The following is a 21250-nucleotide window of genomic DNA, read 5'->3' as shown; positions in this document are numbered from 1 at the left end:
AATGGGAATCACGATTAAATCTAAAAATTTTAGTGCAGATATCGGATATGGTGGCTTTGGTCGATTTAGAAAAAAGGTAGCAACCCTTTCTAATTCAGAGTTCGGAAATCATTATGAAGAGTTAGATAAAGCAATGTTTATTTATGGAGAACGAGATGCTTTTTACAAAACCTATAACGCAAAAACAGACAAACTACTTGAAGCCAATGTAATAACGGTTGAAATCGCTAATTTTTGTTATCAATCTGATTGTGAAGGTTCTATTGACCAACACCAAGCAAAACAGATTTACGAAAAAATCAAAGATTATAATGACGATATTTGCTATGGATATGCAGGAAGGTCAGACTGTGCAATGTTTTCTGACTTAAAAAATATTTTTAAAGATTGTGCAGAAAATGGTGGTTCAGTTAAATGGCGGTAATGGAGATTTGAAACATATTGAAATGACAACTATAGAAATTGAACAAATGGGGAGAAAAACAGAAAAAGTTTTCAAAAATCGAGAAATAGCTTTCCGTTTTTTATCAGCAAAAGGATATGAGTACGATGAAATGGGTAACTATTATTGGAAAGTAGACCCTATGCTTGGATGGTTGACCAAAGCAAAAATAATCGAGCAATCCAATGAAGATGAATAGGCTACCAATAAGGTAGCTCTTTTCTATGCGTTGAATTGTTGTTTTATAAAAGACTTAGACTTCACGTAAAATATACAAGCTATTAGAAATGAGGATTACACTTGTAAAACTAAAAAAGGAGAGATATTTATGAGAGAAAATCAATTAGTTATTATGGAAAGCCCATTTGCAGGAGAAGTAGAAGCGAACATTTATTATGCACGAATGGCAGTAAGAGATAGTTTGCTACGTGGTGAAGCCCCAATTGCTTCCCATTTACTTTATACCCAAGATGGAATCTTAAATGATGATATACCAGAAGAAAGACAACATGGAATTGAGGCAGGATTAGCTTGGGGAAAGGTCGCTGAAAAGACCGTTGTGTATATTGACAAAGGAATTAGTCGTGGCATGACATATGGAATTGAACGTGCAATCAAAGAAGGTAGAATGCTTGAGTTCCGTAGCTTACCTGAATTTGCTGGTTCTTTAACCGTAAAAGAATGTGAAGAACAATTCTTGAAAAACGTGGCACGATAAAGGAGAAAGCAATATGACAAGAGATGAAGCAAGAGCTTATTTCAAAAATAAAGGTTTAACCTATCAGGATATAAAAGAAGGAGATATTAATAGGTTAGTAACTTTATTGGGAGAGTCATTAGAAGATTACCGCTTACATGGTGGTGAACATGCCGAATCAATGGGAATGACCATTCGGAAGCCAAGAGTGAGAGATGTGAAAATCTTAAAAAGAACTGGTTTCCAATATGCTTATCTAAGAGTAAAAGGCAGTTATTTTGAAGGAAGAGAAGCAATTTCATTCAATCGTGATGGTTTTATTGGTTTCGGTGGAGAATTAGACTCTAAAAATATTGCTCCTATTATTAAAGCCTTTTGTAAATGGTGTGACAGCTTAACGCCTCTATCAATTTAAGGATAAGAGACCTTTCGTGGTCTTTTTCCTCTACATATCCATATCCAAATTAAACTGACAGGATAATCGTGTTTGCTAAACATTCGTAAATAACCTCCTGCCTTATTTTTGCGGATACGCTGATTATAATGAAAATTAAGAGGAGGTATTTATGAAGAATTTATTATTTGTGATTCAATATCTATTAAAACCAAGAACAGTGGGAGCAGTTCTTCCAAGTTCAAAAAAGTTAGCCAAAAAAATGATGGAAAATGTGGAGTTTGAACATGCAAAATGTATAGTCGAGTATGGCCCTGGCACTGGTGTTTTTACAGAGCAAATCTTGAAAAATAGAAAGAAAGAAACGGTTGTCATCCTAATAGAACATAATCATGAATTTTGTGAGTTATTACAAAAGAGATATAAAGGAGAGAAAAACTTATATATCGTTCATGATTCTGCAGAAAAGATTGACCACTATTTAGAAGAACACAATATCAACCAAGTAGATTATGTGGTTTCAGGTCTTCCATTTGCCAGTTTGCCTAAAGCTGTATCCAGTAATATTCTAAACAAAACAAAAGAGATTTTAGGAGAAGAAGGGAAGTTTATCACCTTTCAATATACGTTATTGAAAAAGGACTTTATTCAACAGTATTTTGAAACCATTCAGGTAAAAAGAGAACTGATAAATATGCCACCAGCGTATGTATTCTGCTGTCAATTGTCATAAAGGAGACCATAAAGGGTCTTTTTTTATTGGTAAGGGGTTCAAAATCATTGAAGTTATGGTAAACGAATGGTTCTACTATCATATAAAAATGAGAGAAAGGAAGATTAACAATGGATATAAGCGAATTAGTCATGTATATAGTTGGTGTAGCCTTGTTTTCCTTTATGATGATATTCCCTGATACCAGAGACCATTTTGATTTAGAGGATTCATCAGAGAAAAAGAATGAGAAAAAGAAAAAAACGGAGAAAACACAGAAATAGATAAGAATTAAAGGAGAGAAAAAGATAGATTGGAGAGTCATTGAACGAAAAGATGGTTATGTTTGATATATTTTGTGGTGATGATTAATGCGTTTCACCAGGAAATCCATATGAAAGAATCGAATATTTCAAGATTTCAGTTGGTGCAAGCAACAAATCAACATCTATATCAACAAACCCATGCAAGACCATGAAGGAGAGGGTAATTCCTCTTCTTTTTTATTTGCAAATAAAGAATAACTCTAAACCGTATTAGGACTGGATGTACAAAAGCATAATGACCTCTTTTTCTTTCTACAATATAAGAAATTTATATATTTGGGTTTCTTTTTAGAAAACATACTGGAGGATAAGAAAATGACACAGACATAACTTGCGATTTTAAAATTAAAGAAAGAAGATGAAATTCTTCGTTTAGAAATAGAAGTCCTGGAGTTAGAAGCACAAATGACAGGGAAGATGAACACGACAAAATTAAAGAAAATCAAAATTCGTGGAGATAAGTGCTTTGAACGTGTGATGTTAGAACAACAGGTAATACATGAACATCATTTTGGCGAAGAGAAAATTGCGTAAAAAAGGAAAGTACAAATAAAAGGTGAAGATTGAAAGGGGAAGTCTATATGTTGAAAAAAGGCTTAGTTGTAGAATTTGAAGTTTTGGTTAAATATCCTCAATTTGTTTCTGTTGGTTCATTAGTTGAATACCAGGATACGGAAATTGAGATTAAAAAGATAGAAACGGTTGTACCCCAAGAAGGAAAAGTGTTGGTCATTGGTACTGGAAAAGTATTAAAAGACAAAAAAGCTAAAAACAATGGTCATGCCTGTGATGACTGTAATGGTTCAGGTGGAGATATGCGTAGAGCCTGTTCAACATGCAAAGGTTCAGGCTGGATGAAAGAATAGAAGAAAGAGAGGATTATTTCCTCTCTTTTTTTTGCTTTATAACGGTCAACACCCTATCAGGATATATTTTTTGATAGGCTTTTAAAAATTCTTGGTCATTATTGACTTTGTTAATCAAAGTGATAGTTCCCCAACTACCGATAAGTAATCCCAATGAAATTCCACCAACCCAAATCAATATATGTTGAGCTAAATGTGGCAACATAATATCACTCCTTTTCATTATTATTAAGCTCTCCTAAAGGAGCAAGTATTAATCATATATATCAAAAAGGTAAGGGTCTTTCCGTTCTTTTTTATTTGTTTTTTTTGTATAAGATATAAAAATAGGAGGAAAAGAGGGATAAAATTGGGAAAAATCTTGTTAATCTATTTAATCGTAATGAACTTATATGGATATTTTATTATGTATAGTGACAAAGAACGAGCAAAAGCTGGACAATATCGCATTCCAGAAGCAACTTTGTGGAAAGTCACCTTAATAGGTGGAGCAATAGGGACTTGGTTAGGTATGAAGTCATTTAAGCACAAGACGAAACATGCTACATTTAAGTTTGGTTTTACAGCGATTGCAGTTTTAGAAATTATTTTAGTAATTTATATGATTTTTTCATAAGAAAGTAAGAGGTTTTACTAAAAAGGTAAGACCTTTTACTTTAAATAGTTCAAATATGGTTAGTTTTCAAACGATATTGAAGAAAAATACATAAATATAAGAATCACATAGAAAGAATAACTTTTTTGTATAAGGTAAATGATAAAGGGGAAGGAGATGGTGGGATGATATTGTATCATGGAACAACTTTTGCTTCTATTGGGTCTATTTTAGAAAAAGGAAAGCTGATTGGTACTCGAAAAATTAAAAAACATAAACATGCGTATGTCTCCTTTACACCTGACATATCAATGGCTCATGAGTTTGGTTTAATCATTTTAGCTTTTAAGGATATTGATACCCGATTAATCCCTGTAAAAGATTATGATTTTGATTGGGTTTGTCAAAATAAAGAGATATATGAGTATTGTGACTGTATGGAGTATGAAGATTGGCTGGACTTAAAATACTCCAATGATTGGGAATTACTCGAAAAGTCCCGAAACCTTCAGATACATGAATATGTAGCAATGAATGAAATGTCATTCCAACCAAATGAAGTGAAAGTGATGATTTGTGGTGCAATAGAAGAAGAAAGAAAAGAAGTATTTCAGAAAGTACACTCATTGTACGGAAAAGATTACGAAATTATGAAAGAAAACAGAATGACGAAGAATATTTCCAAAATGAAAAATCAACATATCTATTCCTATAAAAATTTTATTAGGGAAGATTTATGTACACAAGACTTTTACAAAGACCTTCTGAATGGATAGAAAGGTCTTTTTTTGTGAATGTCTATTCTTAAACGTGAGATTGTGGTCAATCAATATAACGGAAGACAATAAGCGATTACTCCATTAAAACAAATTAAAAAATAGCCAAGAACACTCTTTGTTGGTGTCTTTGTTTGATGAATAAAAGAATAAACAATACGCCTTATCTGTACAATATAAAGATTTTATATATTTGGATTTCTTTATATAGAAAATGTACTGGAGGATAAAAAAATGACACATACAGAACTTGCGATATTAAAGTTAAGAAAAGAAGATGAAATGCTCAAATTACAGATTGAAGTATTAGAGCTTGACACTCAATTAACAAGTAAAAATCATTCAAAGAAAATTGCTGGAATTAAAAAACTTCGTGGGGAGAAATGTTTTGAACGTGTGATGTTAGAGCGAGAGCTACAACAAGAGCATAATTTCGATGAAGAAAATATTGCGTAACAGCAAAAAAAGAGAGAGGAAAATTCCTCTCTTTTTTATTTCTATTTCCATTGGATTTTATCTGTATTGGAATTGTAAGAACCGTAAATCGCACAATCTCCACCTTTTTTAAAGATAGATAAGAGTTTGTTTTCAAACGCCTTTACATAATTCATGACATTAAAGTAATCTTTAAAAGTCCATTTCTTTTGACCTTTGTAAGCTAATTCTTTTGCCATTTTTGTTGCTTTAGAAGAATTATCCCACAAGGTTTTCTCCAATTCTTTCCCCTGAGACTGACATTGTGCTTTTGTCATTTTAGCTTCCGCTTGTGTTGCCATCATTGGTGAGAAAAAAGCTCCAATAAAAAAGAAAAGTGTAAGAAGTTTTAAAAATAAGACAGCTTGTTTTTTCATAATTTTATTTCCTCCCTTTTTAAAAATTTCCTTCTATCATATGCAAAAAGTAGAAAAATTAATTCACACAATGTAAGATTAGAAGAGTAATTTTTATTGCTTATAGTCAATAATTAGGTTATCATAATATAAAGTCAAATATTTGGAAATAGGAGGGTAATAGAGTGAATAAACGAGAACATATTGCCGAATTAAATGAGAACGCTATTTTATTAGAAGAGGAATTTGATGAAGCCCTTGTGGGGGTACAGGAGAGAAACAGTGTATTTGTGCCTTTATATGATATTCATAAACTGATAGATATTTATATCGAAAAAGGACTATCAGGTGAAGATGCTACAGACCATGTTTATACGAACATTGTTAATGCTTATCTTGGAGAGAACACTCCTGCTTTTTATTACAGTTTTATGGAGTAAAACGAAAACAAGTATCAAATAGAAAGGGGTGCAAAATATGCAGTTATCCACTAATGAAATTGTAGACATTATCCGTACTTACTCGGCTTGTGAAGATGAAGGAGTTGGTTCTGGAATTGATGAATTTGAAACCCCAACTAAATTGTTAGAAAAGCTCAAAGAGGAATTGAAAAATAGGGGGGCGACAGATACATGTGGTTATTGCCATCAACCATTGTATGTAGACAAACCTTTACCTGAATATAAAGGGAAGAATTTCTGCTTTGGAAGATGTAAAGATTTATGGAAAACTCATTTCGAGAAAAAGAATGAGGATAAGTAGATAGAGAAGAAATGGGGAAAAGAATTGAAATTATTTATGAGTGATATGAAGCTCATGTATAAAGTCTTAGGAAAGCGACTTTTAAAAGAGTTTGTTAAGATACAACTCATTGTCATGCTCTTTGCTGGTGTTATGCTTTACGGACTTGATTTCTCATTTATAGAATCACTACTAATTTTGATTATGCCGATGTTAGCCTTTATACTTGCTTATTTATCTATGTATTTTGGTGAATATCGAACATTGTTCAAACGAATTAGAATAGAAGTGAAATTGGAAGATAAGTATGAAGGGCTATTAAGGAAGTTTATGCGAACCTATTAAATTACAAAAAGATGCTTTTAACCGAAGCATCTTTGCTGTTTTTATATGAAATATAAAGAAAAGGTGATAGAAACATGGTGAAATTATCTAATGAAAATAGATTGTCTGTTCTTTATCCTGAAATAGCGAAAGAATGGCATTCAACGAAGAATGAAACACTAAAACCAGAGGATGTTTCTACTGGTAGCAACAAGAAAGTATGGTGGCAATGTCCTAAAAATAACAAACATGCTTGGGAAGCTAAAATTAGTTCAAGGACAAATCTTAAAACAGGATGTCCTTTTTGTTCAGGGCGTTTAACAACTCCTGAAGATTCATTTAAAGTAACACATTCACATATAGCAAAAGAATGGCATCCAACCAAAAATGGCGTTTTAAAGCCAGAACAATTTCGATACGCAAGTCATAAAAAGGTTTGGTGGTTATGTCCAGAAGGTCATGAATATCCAACCATTATTTCTCATAGAACCGTAAGTGGAACAGCTTGTCCATATTGTGCCAATCATTTTGTTTGTTTAGATAATTGTTTAGCCACTGTAATGCCAGATTTAGCAAAGGAATGGCATCCAGAAAAAAATAAAAAGTTGACTCCTTTTGATGTTACACCAGGAATGGAAAGAAAGGTCTGGTGGAAATGTGAACAGAATCACGAGTGGGAAGAAAAACTTAAACATCGGAAAAGGGGGGTTTCTTGTCCACATTGTTTGGAAGAAAAGATTAAGTTAGATAATCGAATGATTGCTCTTTTTCCTGAATTAGCAAAGGAATGGCATCCAACAAAAAATGGTGATTTAAAAGTAGAAGAAATCACTTTTGGTATGAGAGCGAAGATATGGTGGAAATGCGAAAAAGGACATGAGTATCCTTCAAAAGTTTCAAGTAGAACGAAAGGTCGAAGTGGGTGTCCTTATTGTGCAGGGCATAAGCCAACAAAAGAGAATAATTTAGGTGTGCTATTCCCAGAGTTAATTAAAGAATGGCATCCCACGAAAAATAAAGATTTAACTCCATTCCACGTATTGACAAAGAGTAAAAAGGTGATGTGGTGGAAATGTAAAGATGGACATGATTACACAATGGAAATTGTTCAAAAAACAAAAGGATTAATTTGTCCAGACTGTAAGGAAGAACTAAAGAATAAAGAGAAGTAATAATCAACCATTATTCATTTTCTAAAACTGTATAGAACCAAAACTGTATAGATGAAGCGACCAATTTTGTCATATCATTGACTATAATCAACGAGATTTGACATAGGAGGTCGTTTTATTTTTGGAAAGATTTATACAAGGATTATTAGAAATAATGAATATAAAAGACGCAGAAGAGGTAACGATTGAACAACAAAGAAAAGTCATCTCCCTGTTAAATCAATATCTATATACGAATTATGAAGGTATTGGAGATACCCAAGCATTAGGAAAGAGCTTTGAATATATCTCTGATTTCCATAAATTTTGGGAACAACGTCACCAGGATATTTTAAATCCTACAATTAATCGAAATAAATGCAAAGAACTTGCTGATGTTTTTCACGAATTATATAAAGAATCAAAAGCTCATTTTTATAGTATTTATGAGACATATGGGCTATCAAATGAAGCCATTTGTCAGGTTCGATATTTTACTGCTTCCCAAGATTTTAAAATGGATTTAGAAATTGAAAAGATATTAAAGGTTTATAAAAAGAAGCCCCATCTATTTGATAAAGAATTTATCTATGAAAAGCCCGAAACCTTTTTAAAAGAAACAGGCATTACATTGGAACAAAGAGATAAACGAATCAAATTCTTAAAGGCAAGTGCCAAATTATTAATAGATTATCAGATTGAGGCAATAGATTTAGCTTTTATGTGTGACAATGATGTGTTGAAAGTGAAAGAGTTTCTTATAAACAGTGAGGGATTAGGGATTAAAGATAAGAAGGCAGATATGTTTATTCGGGATATGGTCGTATTGAATATCTGGAAAGATGTAAAGAACTTTGAGAAAATTGGTGTAGCCAGTGATTCCAACACGATGAAAGTAGCTTTACGGACAGGAATTTTAAAGACCGATATACCTTTAGTATCCAGTTTCTTTGATATTTTTGACCATCAGCATGATTTAATCTATCAAATGAATGAAAAAGCATGGAGAACGGTATGGGAAGTATGGAAAGAGAAATATCCAGATGAATGTATAGAAAGTCCTTGTTTATTGGATTACTTAGTCTACCGAATCATTGGAAAAGAATTTTGTATAGAAAACATGTATCTATTTACTTGCGAAGATTGTGAGGAAGAGTTTGTTGCAAAAAGCAAAGCAGTGAAGAAATGCCCTCATTGCAAAGGAAATACTATTCAATTTCAAAAGAAGTACATTCCTTGTATGCACCCCAAAGGAAATGAAATCATTAAGAAAAACAAGTTTTTATCCAATCACCATTTATATCAGAATTGTGCAGAGTGTCCTTTTGCTACCGTATGTAAATCGAAATCGGAAGACTTTGTGAAGCTGAATCCACCAAAAACGATTAGCATTTTAAGTGCTTCAGGTTGGGACAGAGCCAGAGTAAAAGGAGAAGAAGGTGGAGGAGGCATTTCCGCTTAATCTACACATAAAAAAGAGGAGTTATTTAACCCCTCTCATTACATAACCTTATTAGTCAAGAGCATCAAATTGGTGGAACGCATAAATCATACATTCATACCGATACTCACTTTCATCAAGATTATGTTTCTTCACATAATCAAGAACTGCTTGATGACCACGTTCTTTAAATTCCTTATATAGTGTTTCGCCCTGTGCAACTAACCAGTTACCAAAATCCATATAGAATCCGTCATCCCCTGCATTAACAATCCCACCTTTGCTCCAATGCAGTTTATTGAATTCAACACTTTTACTAAAGGATTGATACAGCTTGTTCCACTCTTCGTATATACCTTTGATAGTTGCTTTGTCATATTGACCTAATACCTTTAGTAAATTCTGATATTGTTCTTCATTATGACAATACTCTTTTCCTGCTTTTGATTCTTCGATTACTTTCCACATTAATTGCTCCATGTTATGCAACTCCTGTTCTATTCTTAATATCTTCTATTATACTGCATTTACCTGAACATCTATGCTTACGCTGAAAGAAATTTCACCTGTCACAACCTTATCTAAATGCCACCACCATTCAGTAAAAGGTTCTTTTGATAACGAAAAATTATAAATTTCCTGAATACGTTCTACCATTTTCTTCGCATTTTGAATTAACTTCATATCATGAGTGTATAGTTTAAGTTTTTCTTCGTATGTTAGTTGCTGAATAATCTTTTCTAAACAACTCCTTATATGTAACATATGTAATGCTTCAAATGGGCTTGTTTCAAATTCATCTACCTCTAATCCATAATTTCTAATTAGTCTACTATTATCCATCTATATATTTCTCCTTACTAAAGAGTAATTTGGTTAATCTCTTCTAAAGCCAATTCTGTTAATTCGTGAATTTCTTCATATGTATAACCTTTCTCAATCATTTTCTTTGCAACTTTAATTGCTTTATGATGTTCTCCTGCTTCAATAGCCTTTTCTTTAGCTCTGTTCATATATGTAGCATTTTCCACATGTCCTATCATAGTGGCAACCGCACCTTTTTGAGATGTATCATTATCTGTATTTAAAAAGATATGGATAAGCTCCGCATAATCACGCAGTTGGTCATCTGTCATAAGAGGGTAGGCATGAGCGTGTTTTTTTAATACTGCTACCATAAAGTCATATCTTTGCTCTTTATTTAAACCATGACTCATATTAATCATCCTTTGGTATTTTATTCTGTTTCATTCTTTATTTTCATTATACAAAATGTTTGCTAAAAAATGGAGAAGAAGCACACGTAATCCCTATTGTTAAAAATTATAGTTTTATAGACTATAGTGTACAAACTTGATATACTGGACTATATACGAAAAGGGATAGGAGACTATTCCTTTTTCTTTTAGAATGTTTATCGACTATAGATTAAATAAAATAAATTTTGACTAAATTGTGAGGTCTGATGCAAATGTGTCGTGATATAAAGAAACGAAGTCCAAAGGATATAAAAAATGAAGAGATGTTTGGTTATTGGAAAGTCAAAAATATAGGTAAAAATAATAATATAAACAAGTATCAGGTATTATGTGAATGTACCTTGTGTAACACTGAATTTTATGTAAATGCTTTTAATTTGATAAATGAAAAAACAAAAAAATGCAAAGTATGTAGAAATAAAGAAACCGCAAAAACAAGAAATATAGTTTACCAAACAAGATGTAAAACTCATAAAGAATACATTAGTGCGTTAAAAGAAATTAGGAGTCCAGTGAAAGTAAAAGAAGGTCATTTTTATAAGAAAGTATCAGAAAACCTCTTACATGTTTGCCCTTCCTGTGGTCAAGATTGGAATGTTACACCTAATAATATTTTACGTGGAACACAGGAATGTATTTGTTGTTCCAGTAATCGGAAAGAATCATTCATGGCAAAAGTTTTAAAACAAGTATTCAAACACTTTCATCCAGATACAGAATGGGAAGTAGATTTGGGGTTTAGAGGTCAAAAAGGAGGAGTTAGTAGGTATGACATTTATATTCCCTCTTTTAATTTAGTTATTGAATGTCAATCGGCATTTCATGATGAAAAGGAACGAAAAAACCACGATAAAAAAAAGAAAGTGTATGCTTTAGAAAAAGATTATAAGTATATTGCTTTAGATAGTAGAGATTATACTCCTTTAGAAGCTATACAGTTGTTTTTTCCCTTTTTAAACAAAATACCTAATTTTGTTGATATGAATAAAGACACTACTCGTACTTGGAGTTTAAAAGAAGCACAAGCATCATTAAATGAATTTCACACTTTTAAGGAAATATCAGAGAAATTAGGAATAAAACCACATGTCATCTCAAGCTGTATTAACAGAAAATTATTAACAAAACCAAAAGGATATGTCGGGTTGAATAGAAGAGCTTGGGATTTAAGGAAAGCCCAACAATTATTAGATGAAAACAAATACACTTACCTTGAAATTTCTAATATGCTTGGAAACAGATGTACACCAACATCAATATCTAATGCAATATCTAAAGGTCTGCTTATAAATCATGATTCAAAAAAAGGGGTTGTTCAATTAAGCATTAATGGAGATTTTGTAAAAGAATATACTTCTGCATCTGAAATTATAGGATTCAACATGAATGGAATCATACAAGCCAGTAGAGGGAGCTATAGTACAAAAGGACACGAATATCGTAATTATCTTTGGTATTATAAAGCAGATTATGAAAATTTATTAACAAAAAATAAATTCATAAAACCTTCAGAAGTCATTATGCAAGACCAATTAAGTTGTAAAAAAGAACCAAAGAATATAAAGCCAGTTATTCAAATAGATATGGAAGGTCACATAATTTCGGAATATTATATGTTGAAGGATGTGAACTTATATAAATTTGATATTTCTTCTGTTGGAAAAGCATGTAGAGGTAAATATCGCAATAAAATAAGTGGACACATGTATAAAGGATATTTGTGGTACTACAAAGAAGATTACGAACAAATACTTGAAGAAGGTCAAAAAATAGCGATGTAATGCTATAAAAATGTCGCCAAATAGAGATTTGGTGACGTTATCCAGATATTTGCTGTTAGAGACCGTATTTTACGGTCTTTTTCTATAAATTTAAGTATCTATATATAAAAAGGAGAATAAACCATTTTTGTTATTCCATTCTATCATGGAATTATTTTCGCTCTCTCAGGCGAATCGAAATACACTTTTATATACATAGCTCCACAACACTTCGTCTGACAGAAATAGTCTGACAATTTAATAGAAGCAGTTTTTATTTTAAAAAGAGTGCTGGAATAATAGAGTTTTGAAAGAAACTATAATACTACAAAGCCATAAGTAAGGGACTTTATAGAAGTAAATGGAGAAAAGGCAGGAGTGGATAATATGAATACATTAGTGGAACATATTCTTTATTTAGGACAAGAAGAAAAAGGGAGTATCAATAATTTAATTTTGAACAAAGTGTTGTGTCTGTCATTTCGTGATTATTTTCATGATTACGGAAAAAACGAGTTGGTTCAAGAGCTATATGATAACGGATTTGAAATTTGGTCATATGGATTAGCTCATGTCAAACAATATCGTGAATACAAACATTTTGGTCGATTTGCGATTAGGAAAAAAGGGATTTATCATGAGAACCTTTCTGACTTTGACGCTTATATCCATAAATGGCTGAACGTCTCTTTAAGAGAGATGGTCATGGAAGCACAAAATTATGAGTTATGGCGAACAAACATCGATAAAATTCAAAAGGGAAAACAAGTACGGATTTCTTTAGAATCTATTTAATCAGAATTAAAAAAGGAGATACTATTTTATGTTAAACATGACGTTGTATATGAAGTGTGATTGTGGAAGTGAAGGAAAGGTAGAACTAAAACCATCCGAATTTACGGAGAAGGAAGAACTTGACCTATCTGAAAGCATTGAGCAAAACTCAAATGGGCTATTTTATTGTCACCAAAACCAACCAGATGCAATGGATGTGATTTGTGTCATGTGTGGGAAAGAAACCAAATTGGTTTATTAAAAAGAATTTAGTAAAATAGAGCGTATTAAGCAATAATGAAGCCCACAGAAAATCAATTTTTTGTGGGTTTTGCTTTTACCTATTAAATATCTTTAATACAGCCCTATAATTGTAAATAACCATATTTTATTGAATATAGTCTATGAATATGGTAATCTTAACCTATAAGCAGACTTAACTTACATAAAAATGAAGGGGAACTATAAATTATTCAAAAAGTAATAATTCGACATTGGGAGTTGAAAGTAAAATATGCCTTTTGATTACCTCAAAGAACTTGATACGTTGATTAACATTCATAACAGAACAAAGAAAAAACGTATTCTCAAAAAGACAATTAAAAAACTCGAAAAGTTTAACTTTCTATGGGAGTAGTGAACAAATTAACAGACACTTTTTTGTTGAATAAATAAATTGCCTTTTTCTTACTATAGTAAGAGTTTTATAGATTAGGATTTCTATTCAGAATTTATTATGGAGGAGAAAAAATGAAATTAGGTATGGCTATAAATGGAACACCTGATAGTGATAGAAAAAGTTGTTTTGATTGTAACTTTTGTCAGGCTTCTCAATCTTGGTGGTGTGTTAATGAAAAAGCTGTTGAGGAACGTGGAACTAAGTTACCAGGAATCATTAAATGCCCTCATTGGAAACCGATGGTAACGGAAGAAGAGCTATATAACAATGCAACTTTCTTTAGTAAACTATTTGGGACATATAAATCGGGTTATATTGAGGTTGATTTATCTGAAAATGAAAAGAATTAAAAAAGGGTAGATAGAAAGGAGCAGGAATCATGAGTAGTGTTCAACGTGATATGGTTGAAGGATATGAGGAAATCGCAAAAGAGATTCAAGATTTCTTATGGGAAGGAAAACCAGAAAAAAGCCCGAAAAAAGAACGAACAAAAGAAGAATTGGAAGAATTTTTGGAGGGTCTTAGAACGGAATGTTGGGATAATTACAATACTGGTGCAAGAAGTTTAGGATGGGATAGGTAAATCATTGAAATTTGACAAGATTGTTGTTATTTAAAGAATCGAGGAGACCGTTTTTGCGGTCTTTTTCTATGTAAAAAAAGAGAAACAAAGTCTCTTTTCTTTAAAAAAGGTGAAATAAATTGCCTAATGACATCATAAACGCCAAAAGTGCCAGAATCTCAGCATACGTAAACATACTTTCAAATGCTTCTCGTTCCGTCTCATTGCTTATCTTACTACATACCCTGTGCATAAAAAACAACAAAAGAACGAGCAGAAACAAAAGAACTGATACTAACTTTGCTGAAAACATAAACAACCTCCTCTCAATGAATACTCTAATAAAGGAAAAAGACCGATAACCAACTATCAGTCCTTTTACGCATTAAAACAAATGCTGTTCGATTCCTATTTTTATGACTTTTTGAAAGTGTTGAATCGCAAAAGCGTCAGCATATTTCTCTGTTGCAGTGGACTTATGAAGTCGCAATCCTTTTTCCGTACCACCTAATCCATAAGCTCGGATTTGATAGCTGGTATGATTGTTTTCTTCAGTTGTTTCCTGCAGATATTTCTCTACATTTCCTTCATAAGAAACAAACAGTTCATGAGCATGTCCAAATTCATGAAGAATAACAAAGGTCTCTAAAAGAGGTCTTGTTAAGGTTATAGCAATACCATTTTCTCTTAATTGCTCCTCTGTTACAGTGTAAAGAAAGTCGTCATCTTTTTTCATGATTTTATCAGGTAATCCCACATGATAGTATTTCAAATGCTTGTTTTCAATGAAATCGGTAAGCTCAAACATAGGGTCATCGAATAAGTCTTCACCTACTTCATCCCAAATATCTATGCTGTGGTTTCCAATTCCAAAATAAGGACTACCAATGCAATTGGCTTCCATATCAGAGAAATAAACTGGAACGTCTAATCCAGTTACCTGTTTTACAACTTCAACCATTCCTCTATAATCCATAAAAATCTCCCCTTATATAAACTGTCTATATGACTCCGAATTGATTGCTATATGACCATTATATTCAGGATTTGTTAATCCATTATAGCAGGGTATCCCTATCTGATGATTAGACAAATTATCATGAAATACAAAAGACCCTCTAAATAAATAGATAGGTCTTTAGCATTTTTATGAATTATTTTTTATTCCAAGCACCTTGATACTGTTCGATAACCGATTGAACGAACATATCTACTGTTGCCTCTTCATATACCCCTTTTGGATAGGTTGGTGAAGGTGCAATACTTGAATGAACATTCATATATGTTTTATTTGTTTCTGGAAGAGTTCCCAATTCAATAGAAGCTGTAATGTCATGCAAATCACCCATTTTTGCAACACTTCCAACTCCACCATGAACATGTAGCTCATTGTTCAACGCATTATATCCTACCTTAAGTTCCTCATGTAGATAAATCGTTTTTTTCCAACTGTTGAATTCAAAGAAATCATTTGAAAACACTTGGTCAGATAAGGTATTTAAGATAGCGTAAAAATCAATCACATCATTTTCTTCTGAAAAGGATTTTTCGCCTTTTCCTCTTGGAGAATCCAGCAATTCATTCATATAGGACTGAATTACCTCTTTTTTTACCTCTTTGCTTACTTTTTCATAAGTAACAGAATTATTCAGCAAGGATACATGAATCGTATCTTTAGCAGTTAGATAAGATAGTTCTAATCGTTGATGATTTCCATGTGTCGATGAATCACCATTGACAATAAGAATCCGAACGACATGACCACCTGTAGAATATGGTTTTGCTCCAAAATCAAATGAAACACCTTTCTTATTAAATAAACCGACTGTCGCTTCCTTTAAAAATTCTAATTCCTTTTGAAAATCCATAGTAAAAACCCTCTCCTTATTAAGTACATTCAATAGAATCCCTTGTTTATAGATTACCTTATATTATACATTTTTGTTCACATATTATAAAACGGTGGTTTTCACAGATTAAATAAGTCATGTTCCATTGAATATAGTCAATAAAAATGGTATGATTTATATATAATTTAAATTTATTACATAAACAGAAAAGGGCAGGGTAAAAAATATGAAAAAAGTGATTCTTCCATCTAAAGTCGGAAAAGCAATTGGAAAGAAGGGGAACATAATTAAGCCTGTATTAATTTTTGATATGGATGATACATTGATTCCTACGCAAGAGCTATTCAACCAAACGTCTCTTTTAGTAGCCAATCGAATTATCAGCATCCTATCTTTAAGTGAAAGCCCGAAGGAAATCATTGATAAAATGAATGAAATAGATTTAGAAAATGTGAAGCAGATGGGTTTTTCACCTGAACGATTTCCGACCAGTTGGGTACAAACATATGAATGGTACGCCAAAGCATCTCAACACATCATTCAAGAAGAAACGAAAAGAGATATTTATACATTGGCATATAGTCTTTACGAAACCGCTCTTGAAACCTATCCTCACACGTATGAAACACTCACAAAGTTAAAAGAGGAAGGATATTCTCTTATGCTGTTGACTGCAGGGACAGTTGCTATACAAGAAAAAAGAGTATTGGATGCCAAATTATCTTCATTCTTTAATGAAGTTATTATTGTCCCAATGAAAAATCCAGTTGTACTAAAAGAATTGCTAAATGAGAGAGAAATCACCTCTTCTAATGCCTATATGATAGGAAACTCTTTAAAGAGTGACATTTACCCTGCCTTAGAAGTAGGAATGAGTGCTATTCACTTAGAAAGGGATACATGGGCGTTTGACCATTACCAAATTGATAGAACAAATCAACCACTTCAAGTTATTCATTCTATCGAGGAGGTTATTTCTTGCTTGAAATAATAGAAGATAAAAACCTTCTTAAACAAATTAGTGTTATGACTCTAACACAATTAAGGGGGGGGTTGACAGTGAAATACGACAAACAGAAATGTCCTCAATGTGAAAAAGACGTAGTGACGTTATACAAAAAGAAAAGGGAAGATATTGCCCTTTGTTATTGGTGTGACAAGAGGCGTGAAAAAGCATTGAAAAAATCGTAAAGAAGGTGATTATCATTAGTTCACTCACCAGACAGCCTCCTAAATTAAGTGAAGAAGCTACTGAAAAATTTCATAGTAGAGCGAAAGAAAATGAGGCGAAAAGAGAAAATAAGATAAATAGTATCATGGGAGAACAAAGGAAGGAGATATGTAGAGTGTACGATGTTGTCATTATAGAGCCTAAAGAAGAAGATTTAACGCCTAAAGGATTTAATAAACATATTAAAATTAGTGGAAATCAAACTGCAGAATCCTTATTGAAGTATGGATTTACGAACCATCACGAACCTACTTTATACTATTGCAGAAGTGTAGGGAACGACATTAGTTTTAATCTATCAGTCGATAAAGAGACGTTGGAGATTACCAATATAGATATATTGGATGAAGATTTCTTGCAACCATATGATTATCAAGCCATTTTAATGAAAAACAAAGAACATTCTATTGCAAAAGGCGTTTACTACAAAGTGAATGAAGTATTGAAAAAATTGCAAGACGATGGGATTATCGTTGGATTTGAAATCGGAATGTATATTTAAGGGGTAAAGAGCAAGAAATAATAGATTGAAAACAAACTTTGAGGAGGTAATGAAGATAGAAAAGAATAAGAAAGAAGATATACTATCAATATCAAAATGGAAAAAGGGTATTGAAATTAGTACCAAACAAGAGAAATCAACAAAAGATAATCTATCAAATGAGTTGCATTTGTTTAAAAAATTAGCTGGTGAATATCTTCACAGAAAATCACCTAAAAAGAAAAAAGAGATTGAAGACTTATATGTTTCTTTAAATGAAAAGGTTCTTCCAGACTCAATGGAGAAAATTTCCACTGATATGATGTACGATTTAGTCAAATAGTACATAGTAGAAGAGATAAGAGTTTAAAAAAGGAGGTATAGAAAAGTGGATGCCAAATATAAAGCAGAATTAGTCGTTTATACAGGTGAAACCATTGTAGAAAAGGAACATGTTCCTGCTGTAATGAAAGAGTTAGAAGCCTATAATGGTACGTTTTACAGCGACATTGAAATGAATGGATTCGTATTAATTCAAAAGGCATAATGAACGAACATACAGGATAGCCCTTCCATAATAGAAGGGCTATTTTCTTTTACTTATTCCGTTTTGCAGGTGTTTCTTTTGGGCTATCTGATAGTAAATCATCCATATTCCAACCATTATGAATCCGACTAATGAGGATAGCAAGAGGAATATACGTTAGATTTGACCATTCCTTTAATGTTCTTTTTTCTCCATTTATAGTAAAAACCTGGTTTGTGTAGGCTGATTGAATGTTTGCCTTTTCTCTAACAGGAAGGAGATAATCTGAATCCTTCCAACCCCATTTTTTTCGTGTTTTTATCACGTCTATGGGAAGGTTATGATTTTCTATTGTTAATATCCCTTCAACTTGTGTTTCTTCTCCCTCTTTTAATTCAAACCATGAAGGAGTAGGTTCTTTTTCAATAATCCATTCGCAATTAAAGGGATTAAACCCATATGAAAGGTCTTTTATCCGTAAATTCATACCGTATTTGTATTCTGAATTTTTCGCCCAACTACAAAAGTCCTTGAAAGAAAAAGAATCGTAAAGTTTTCCTTTATGAGTATCAGAGGTATAAATATATCCATAACTCCACGCTTTTAATAATTCTAAGTCTCCGATAGAATAGCGTAGTTTTCCGTTAAAAAATATTTGTTGTAGATGTAGAACATTTAGGTCTTCAAAAGCAAGGAGACAGGCGTTAGTTAGCTCGTTTACCCATTCATATTCTTCTGGATATAAGGAATCAAGGAAATCTTCGTGTCTTATCATCCATTTATAAGAAGTCGGTTCATTAAAGGGTCTTGCAATAAAACAACCATCTATGTTTGATAAAAGGGAAGGTAATGTGCTGGTTGTCAAAATTCCATATAAATAAAGCTCCATATTGTGACGATGTAAAGGAATTATGAGGGTATAATCTTCTTTGTCTGTATGTAGGGTACAATGCAGATTTAGTGGAGAACTTTCTAAAAAACTATCTCCTTGTGTTTGAAAATCAGGTGCTTCAAATGATACATGGACATGACCAAAATCTTTTTTCCATGATTGATTCCGAATGGCAAAACGATTAAAGGGGTCTTCTTGAAACAATTGTTTGTAGAGGTCACTTAGATGTTTCTGTCTTTCTATACGATTAGCATAATCTTTGCTACTTGATATACGTAAAAAGGCTTCCCATTGCTTTTCTATTAAAAGTGATAATGAGTTTGCTGTACTCATGATTTCAAAGCCTCCATTCCATTTCTTCCTATATTTTATCATATCTCAATAAAGAATCTAAATACATAAAAGCCCTTCTATTATAGAAGGGCTTTTATGATACTATTTATTTGTTTGCGTAATAATCATGTACAAGTTGATTCAATGTTCCTTCAACATAGGGAACACGAGTAGCTTCAACTACTCCAATCACACAAGCAACAATTCCGATTACAACGGTAGCAATAATAATAGTTTTGACTTTTTTATTCACGTTAACATCTCCTCTTAATACGAATCATACTATGATATAAATTTATCATTTATGTTGACTATTGTCAACGAAATCTGAAGAATTAAATCAATTGAATGTAGTTCTTCGCAATAAGAATCGTTTTAATAAATTCAGCTTGTTTAGGGTCTAATACAGCTTCTACAACAACTGCATTGTGATTGAATGGCAATAAACCCATTTCAATCGTTTCAGCTTTTGCTGGAACTTGTGATGTACCTGATACTGATACTACACTACCACCTTCAAGTTTTTGATTAGAGATAGCATATAAATGTTTACCTTCATAAATAACAATAGCATCAGTTTCTCGTACTTGTTCTACTACTGCAATAGGAAGACCGCCTGTAATTTCTAAAATCTTTTCCTCGATGAATTTTACCGTTTCGTTAATTTGTTTCATGTAAATTCCTCCAAATTTTATCTGTTTTTTGATAATCCTTTTATATAAAAGACTTCATATTATACTCTATTAAATAGGAAATATAACAAGAGCTTTGACCAAAATGCCTTAAACTTGCCTTACATTAAAAAACAAGACAACTTTAAATAGTCGTCTTGTTTTTATGTTCTTATAGTGCTGTAAAGCCACCATCTGCAATAACTGGTGAGCCTGTCATACAAGAAGAATCATCCGAAGCTAAGAAGGTAGCCACTTTTGCAATTTCCATTGGAGCAATAGGGCGACCAATAGGCTGAACAGAAGCAAGGTCTTTTAATACCGCTTCTCGACCACCGTATAGGTCTGCGTGAGCATCATTTAAGGTAGTGTCAACCCAACCAGGGCAAATGCAGTTCACTCGGATATTATCAAGTGCAAAATCTAATGCCATTGCTCTTGTAAGCATCAGGATAGCTCCCTTAGAAGTTACATAAGCTGAAAGTCGTGGCTCTGCAACAAAGCTATTAGCAGAAGCAGTGTTAATAATTGAACCGCCACCAGCCTTTTTCATGACAGGGATAACATGTTTCGATACTAAGAATTGAGATTTCACATTGACATCCATTGTTCTATCCCAAATATCTTCTGTTAGTTCAACAACCGAACCTGGAATGTTAATGGCCGCATTATTGCATAGAACATTAATTGTTCCAAACTTCTCTACAGTAAAAGCAACAAGCTCTTGTACGTTTTGTTCAGATGAAACATCTGTTTTGAAGAAATAAACCGAATGTCCAAGTCCTTGCAGTTCTTTTTCAAGTGCTTTTCCTTCCGCTTCTAAAATGTCGGAAATGACTACTTTTGCTCCTTGATTAACAAAATCACGAACGATTGCTTCTCCAATACCTCTTGCACTACCTGTTACGATTGCTACTTTATCTTTTAATTTCATAAA

General features: G+C 32.6%; 38 protein-coding genes. 26 read left to right on the top strand and 12 right to left on the bottom strand.

The genetic code is table 11. From position 1 onward, the window contains the following. Nucleotide 1 precedes the first annotated feature (1 nt). The 8 genes from CVD28_RS02870 to CVD28_RS02845 all read left to right on the top strand — a co-directional run bounded on the left by CVD28_RS02870 (nt 2) and on the right by CVD28_RS02845 (nt 3437). Nucleotides 2–424, top strand: coding sequence for a hypothetical protein (locus tag CVD28_RS02870; RefSeq protein WP_101590852.1), 423 nt, complete (start codon nt 2–4; stop codon nt 422–424). Continuing rightward, nucleotides 399–641, top strand: a complete 243-nt coding sequence (locus CVD28_RS02865; protein WP_101590851.1) for a hypothetical protein — start codon at nt 399–401, stop codon at nt 639–641. Before CVD28_RS02870 ends, CVD28_RS02865 begins: the two co-directional genes overlap by 26 nt. Nucleotides 642–770: 129 nt before the next feature. After that, nucleotides 771–1160, top strand: coding sequence for a DUF7768 domain-containing protein (locus CVD28_RS02860; protein ID WP_101590850.1), 390 nt, complete (start codon nt 771–773; stop codon nt 1158–1160). Nucleotides 1161–1173: 13 nt separating this feature from the next. Further along, the gene (locus CVD28_RS02855; protein WP_101590849.1) at nt 1174–1554 is read left to right on the top strand and encodes a hypothetical protein; all 381 of its coding nucleotides are present in this window, start codon (nt 1174–1176) and stop codon (nt 1552–1554) included. Between the two features lie 151 nt (nt 1555–1705). Beyond that, a complete protein-coding gene (locus CVD28_RS02850) occupies nt 1706–2266 on the top strand; it encodes a class I SAM-dependent methyltransferase (protein ID WP_101590848.1) in 561 nt (186 codons plus the stop codon). A gap of 110 nt (nt 2267–2376) precedes the next feature. Further along, the gene (locus CVD28_RS27795) at nt 2377–2529 is read left to right on the top strand and encodes a hypothetical protein (protein ID WP_180953874.1); all 153 of its coding nucleotides are present in this window, start codon (nt 2377–2379) and stop codon (nt 2527–2529) included. Between the two features lie 447 nt (nt 2530–2976). Next, nucleotides 2977–3105 carry a hypothetical protein gene (locus CVD28_RS28540; protein ID WP_257985730.1) on the top strand — a complete coding sequence of 43 codons (129 nt, stop codon included), beginning with the start codon at nt 2977–2979 and terminating at the stop codon, nt 3103–3105. Nucleotides 3106–3152: 47 nt separating this feature from the next. Continuing rightward, complete coding sequence (locus CVD28_RS02845; protein ID WP_101590847.1) at nt 3153–3437, top strand: hypothetical protein; 285 nt, start codon at nt 3153–3155, stop codon at nt 3435–3437. 13 nt (nt 3438–3450) lie between these two features. On the opposite strand, the gene CVD28_RS02840 is transcribed toward CVD28_RS02845, so the two are convergent. Beyond that, nucleotides 3451–3660 (bottom strand): hypothetical protein, encoded by a 210-nt coding sequence (locus CVD28_RS02840; protein ID WP_101590846.1) that lies wholly within the window; start codon nt 3658–3660, stop codon nt 3451–3453. 126 nt (nt 3661–3786) lie between these two features. Here CVD28_RS02840 and CVD28_RS02835 point away from each other — a divergent pair, with 126 nt between their 5' ends. The 3 genes from CVD28_RS02835 to CVD28_RS02825 all read left to right on the top strand — a co-directional run bounded on the left by CVD28_RS02835 (nt 3787) and on the right by CVD28_RS02825 (nt 5264). Next, complete coding sequence (locus CVD28_RS02835; RefSeq protein WP_257985729.1) at nt 3787–4053, top strand: DUF1294 domain-containing protein; 267 nt, start codon at nt 3787–3789, stop codon at nt 4051–4053. A 164-nt stretch (nt 4054–4217) separates the two neighbouring features. Beyond that, complete coding sequence (locus CVD28_RS02830; RefSeq protein WP_101590845.1) at nt 4218–4808, top strand: hypothetical protein; 591 nt, start codon at nt 4218–4220, stop codon at nt 4806–4808. Between the two features lie 234 nt (nt 4809–5042). After that, nucleotides 5043–5264 (top strand): hypothetical protein, encoded by a 222-nt coding sequence (locus CVD28_RS02825; protein ID WP_101590844.1) that lies wholly within the window; start codon nt 5043–5045, stop codon nt 5262–5264. 41 nt (nt 5265–5305) lie between these two features. Here the strand turns inward: CVD28_RS02825 and CVD28_RS02820 are convergent, their stop codons facing one another. Beyond that, nucleotides 5306–5659, bottom strand: a complete 354-nt coding sequence (locus CVD28_RS02820) for a hypothetical protein (protein WP_101590843.1) — start codon at nt 5657–5659, stop codon at nt 5306–5308. 164 nt (nt 5660–5823) lie between these two features. Here CVD28_RS02820 and CVD28_RS02815 point away from each other — a divergent pair, with 164 nt between their 5' ends. The 5 genes from CVD28_RS02815 to CVD28_RS02795 all read left to right on the top strand — a co-directional run bounded on the left by CVD28_RS02815 (nt 5824) and on the right by CVD28_RS02795 (nt 9316). Beyond that, complete coding sequence (locus CVD28_RS02815) at nt 5824–6078, top strand: hypothetical protein (RefSeq protein WP_101590842.1); 255 nt, start codon at nt 5824–5826, stop codon at nt 6076–6078. A 37-nt stretch (nt 6079–6115) separates the two neighbouring features. Continuing rightward, on the top strand, nt 6116–6400 hold the full coding sequence (locus CVD28_RS02810) for a hypothetical protein (RefSeq protein ID WP_101590841.1): 285 nt from the start codon (nt 6116–6118) through the stop codon (nt 6398–6400). Nucleotides 6401–6424: 24 nt separating this feature from the next. Then, entirely contained in the window at nt 6425–6724 is a 300-nt protein-coding gene (locus tag CVD28_RS02805; RefSeq protein ID WP_101590840.1) for a hypothetical protein, read from the top strand. A 74-nt stretch (nt 6725–6798) separates the two neighbouring features. Then, nucleotides 6799–7875, top strand: a complete 1077-nt coding sequence (locus CVD28_RS02800; RefSeq protein ID WP_101590839.1) for a zinc-ribbon domain-containing protein — start codon at nt 6799–6801, stop codon at nt 7873–7875. 121 nt (nt 7876–7996) lie between these two features. Continuing rightward, nucleotides 7997–9316 (top strand): hypothetical protein, encoded by a 1320-nt coding sequence (locus CVD28_RS02795; RefSeq protein WP_101590838.1) that lies wholly within the window; start codon nt 7997–7999, stop codon nt 9314–9316. A gap of 51 nt (nt 9317–9367) precedes the next feature. On the opposite strand, the gene CVD28_RS02790 is transcribed toward CVD28_RS02795, so the two are convergent. From CVD28_RS02790 to CVD28_RS02780, 3 genes are read right to left on the bottom strand one after another with little or no spacing between them, the layout of a single operon-like run. Further along, the gene (locus tag CVD28_RS02790) at nt 9368–9775 is read right to left on the bottom strand and encodes a DUF4240 domain-containing protein (RefSeq protein WP_101590837.1); all 408 of its coding nucleotides are present in this window, start codon (nt 9773–9775) and stop codon (nt 9368–9370) included. Between the two features lie 36 nt (nt 9776–9811). Beyond that, nucleotides 9812–10138 carry a hypothetical protein gene (locus CVD28_RS02785; RefSeq protein ID WP_101590836.1) on the bottom strand — a complete coding sequence of 109 codons (327 nt, stop codon included), beginning with the start codon at nt 10136–10138 and terminating at the stop codon, nt 9812–9814. A gap of 17 nt (nt 10139–10155) precedes the next feature. Then, nucleotides 10156–10512: a hypothetical protein gene (locus tag CVD28_RS02780; RefSeq protein ID WP_101590835.1), complete on the bottom strand. Its 357-nt coding sequence runs from the start codon at nt 10510–10512 to the stop codon at nt 10156–10158. A gap of 254 nt (nt 10513–10766) precedes the next feature. Here CVD28_RS02780 and CVD28_RS02775 point away from each other — a divergent pair, with 254 nt between their 5' ends. From CVD28_RS02775 to CVD28_RS02755, 5 genes are all read left to right on the top strand, one after another. Then, nucleotides 10767–12335, top strand: a complete 1569-nt coding sequence (locus tag CVD28_RS02775) for a hypothetical protein (protein ID WP_101590834.1) — start codon at nt 10767–10769, stop codon at nt 12333–12335. A 366-nt stretch (nt 12336–12701) separates the two neighbouring features. Next, the gene (locus CVD28_RS02770) at nt 12702–13109 is read left to right on the top strand and encodes a hypothetical protein (protein WP_101590833.1); all 408 of its coding nucleotides are present in this window, start codon (nt 12702–12704) and stop codon (nt 13107–13109) included. Between the two features lie 28 nt (nt 13110–13137). Beyond that, on the top strand, nt 13138–13350 hold the full coding sequence (locus CVD28_RS02765; RefSeq protein ID WP_101590832.1) for a hypothetical protein: 213 nt from the start codon (nt 13138–13140) through the stop codon (nt 13348–13350). Nucleotides 13351–13838: 488 nt separating this feature from the next. Further along, nucleotides 13839–14117, top strand: coding sequence for a hypothetical protein (locus tag CVD28_RS02760; RefSeq protein ID WP_101590831.1), 279 nt, complete (start codon nt 13839–13841; stop codon nt 14115–14117). Nucleotides 14118–14146: 29 nt separating this feature from the next. Then, a complete protein-coding gene (locus CVD28_RS02755) occupies nt 14147–14350 on the top strand; it encodes a hypothetical protein (protein WP_101590830.1) in 204 nt (67 codons plus the stop codon). A 100-nt stretch (nt 14351–14450) separates the two neighbouring features. Here CVD28_RS02755 and CVD28_RS02750 read toward each other — a convergent pair whose 3' ends face one another. The 3 genes from CVD28_RS02750 to CVD28_RS02740 form a co-directional block, all read right to left on the bottom strand. Next, a complete protein-coding gene (locus CVD28_RS02750; RefSeq protein WP_101590829.1) occupies nt 14451–14642 on the bottom strand; it encodes a hypothetical protein in 192 nt (63 codons plus the stop codon). A gap of 72 nt (nt 14643–14714) precedes the next feature. Beyond that, a complete protein-coding gene (locus CVD28_RS02745; RefSeq protein WP_101590828.1) occupies nt 14715–15305 on the bottom strand; it encodes a hypothetical protein in 591 nt (196 codons plus the stop codon). Nucleotides 15306–15483: 178 nt separating this feature from the next. Then, on the bottom strand, nt 15484–16197 hold the full coding sequence (locus CVD28_RS02740) for a hypothetical protein (protein ID WP_101590827.1): 714 nt from the start codon (nt 16195–16197) through the stop codon (nt 15484–15486). 208 nt (nt 16198–16405) lie between these two features. Here CVD28_RS02740 and CVD28_RS02735 point away from each other — a divergent pair, with 208 nt between their 5' ends. The 5 genes from CVD28_RS02735 (at nt 16406) to CVD28_RS27790 (ending at nt 18438) form a co-directional block, all read left to right on the top strand. Then, nucleotides 16406–17170, top strand: a complete 765-nt coding sequence (locus CVD28_RS02735) for an HAD family hydrolase (RefSeq protein WP_101590826.1) — start codon at nt 16406–16408, stop codon at nt 17168–17170. Beyond that, nucleotides 17158–17370: a hypothetical protein gene (locus CVD28_RS02730; RefSeq protein WP_101590825.1), complete on the top strand. Its 213-nt coding sequence runs from the start codon at nt 17158–17160 to the stop codon at nt 17368–17370. The genes CVD28_RS02735 and CVD28_RS02730 overlap by 13 nt, the downstream gene beginning before the upstream one ends. 155 nt (nt 17371–17525) lie before the next feature. Further along, nucleotides 17526–17912, top strand: a complete 387-nt coding sequence (locus CVD28_RS02725) for a hypothetical protein (RefSeq protein WP_142384715.1) — start codon at nt 17526–17528, stop codon at nt 17910–17912. Between the two features lie 49 nt (nt 17913–17961). Further along, a complete protein-coding gene (locus tag CVD28_RS02720) occupies nt 17962–18234 on the top strand; it encodes a hypothetical protein (protein ID WP_101590823.1) in 273 nt (90 codons plus the stop codon). A gap of 45 nt (nt 18235–18279) precedes the next feature. Further along, nucleotides 18280–18438: a hypothetical protein gene (locus CVD28_RS27790; RefSeq protein ID WP_180953872.1), complete on the top strand. Its 159-nt coding sequence runs from the start codon at nt 18280–18282 to the stop codon at nt 18436–18438. Nucleotides 18439–18487: 49 nt separating this feature from the next. Here CVD28_RS27790 and CVD28_RS02715 read toward each other — a convergent pair whose 3' ends face one another. The 4 genes from CVD28_RS02715 to CVD28_RS02705 form a co-directional block, all read right to left on the bottom strand. Then, the gene (locus CVD28_RS02715) at nt 18488–19642 is read right to left on the bottom strand and encodes a hypothetical protein (protein ID WP_101590822.1); all 1155 of its coding nucleotides are present in this window, start codon (nt 19640–19642) and stop codon (nt 18488–18490) included. A 106-nt stretch (nt 19643–19748) separates the two neighbouring features. Further along, on the bottom strand, nt 19749–19895 hold the full coding sequence (locus CVD28_RS27785; RefSeq protein WP_180953870.1) for a hypothetical protein: 147 nt from the start codon (nt 19893–19895) through the stop codon (nt 19749–19751). 82 nt (nt 19896–19977) lie between these two features. Next, nucleotides 19978–20316 carry a hypothetical protein gene (locus CVD28_RS02710; protein ID WP_101590821.1) on the bottom strand — a complete coding sequence of 113 codons (339 nt, stop codon included), beginning with the start codon at nt 20314–20316 and terminating at the stop codon, nt 19978–19980. 169 nt (nt 20317–20485) lie between these two features. Further along, a complete protein-coding gene (locus CVD28_RS02705) occupies nt 20486–21247 on the bottom strand; it encodes an SDR family NAD(P)-dependent oxidoreductase (RefSeq protein WP_101590820.1) in 762 nt (253 codons plus the stop codon). Between the last annotated feature and the right edge of the window lie 3 nt (nt 21248–21250).

The organism is Bacillus sp. M6-12, assembly GCF_002860285.1.
Taxonomy (GTDB): domain Bacteria; phylum Bacillota; class Bacilli; order Bacillales; family DSM-1321; genus Peribacillus.
This window is presented reverse-complemented; position numbering and strand designations above follow the sequence as displayed.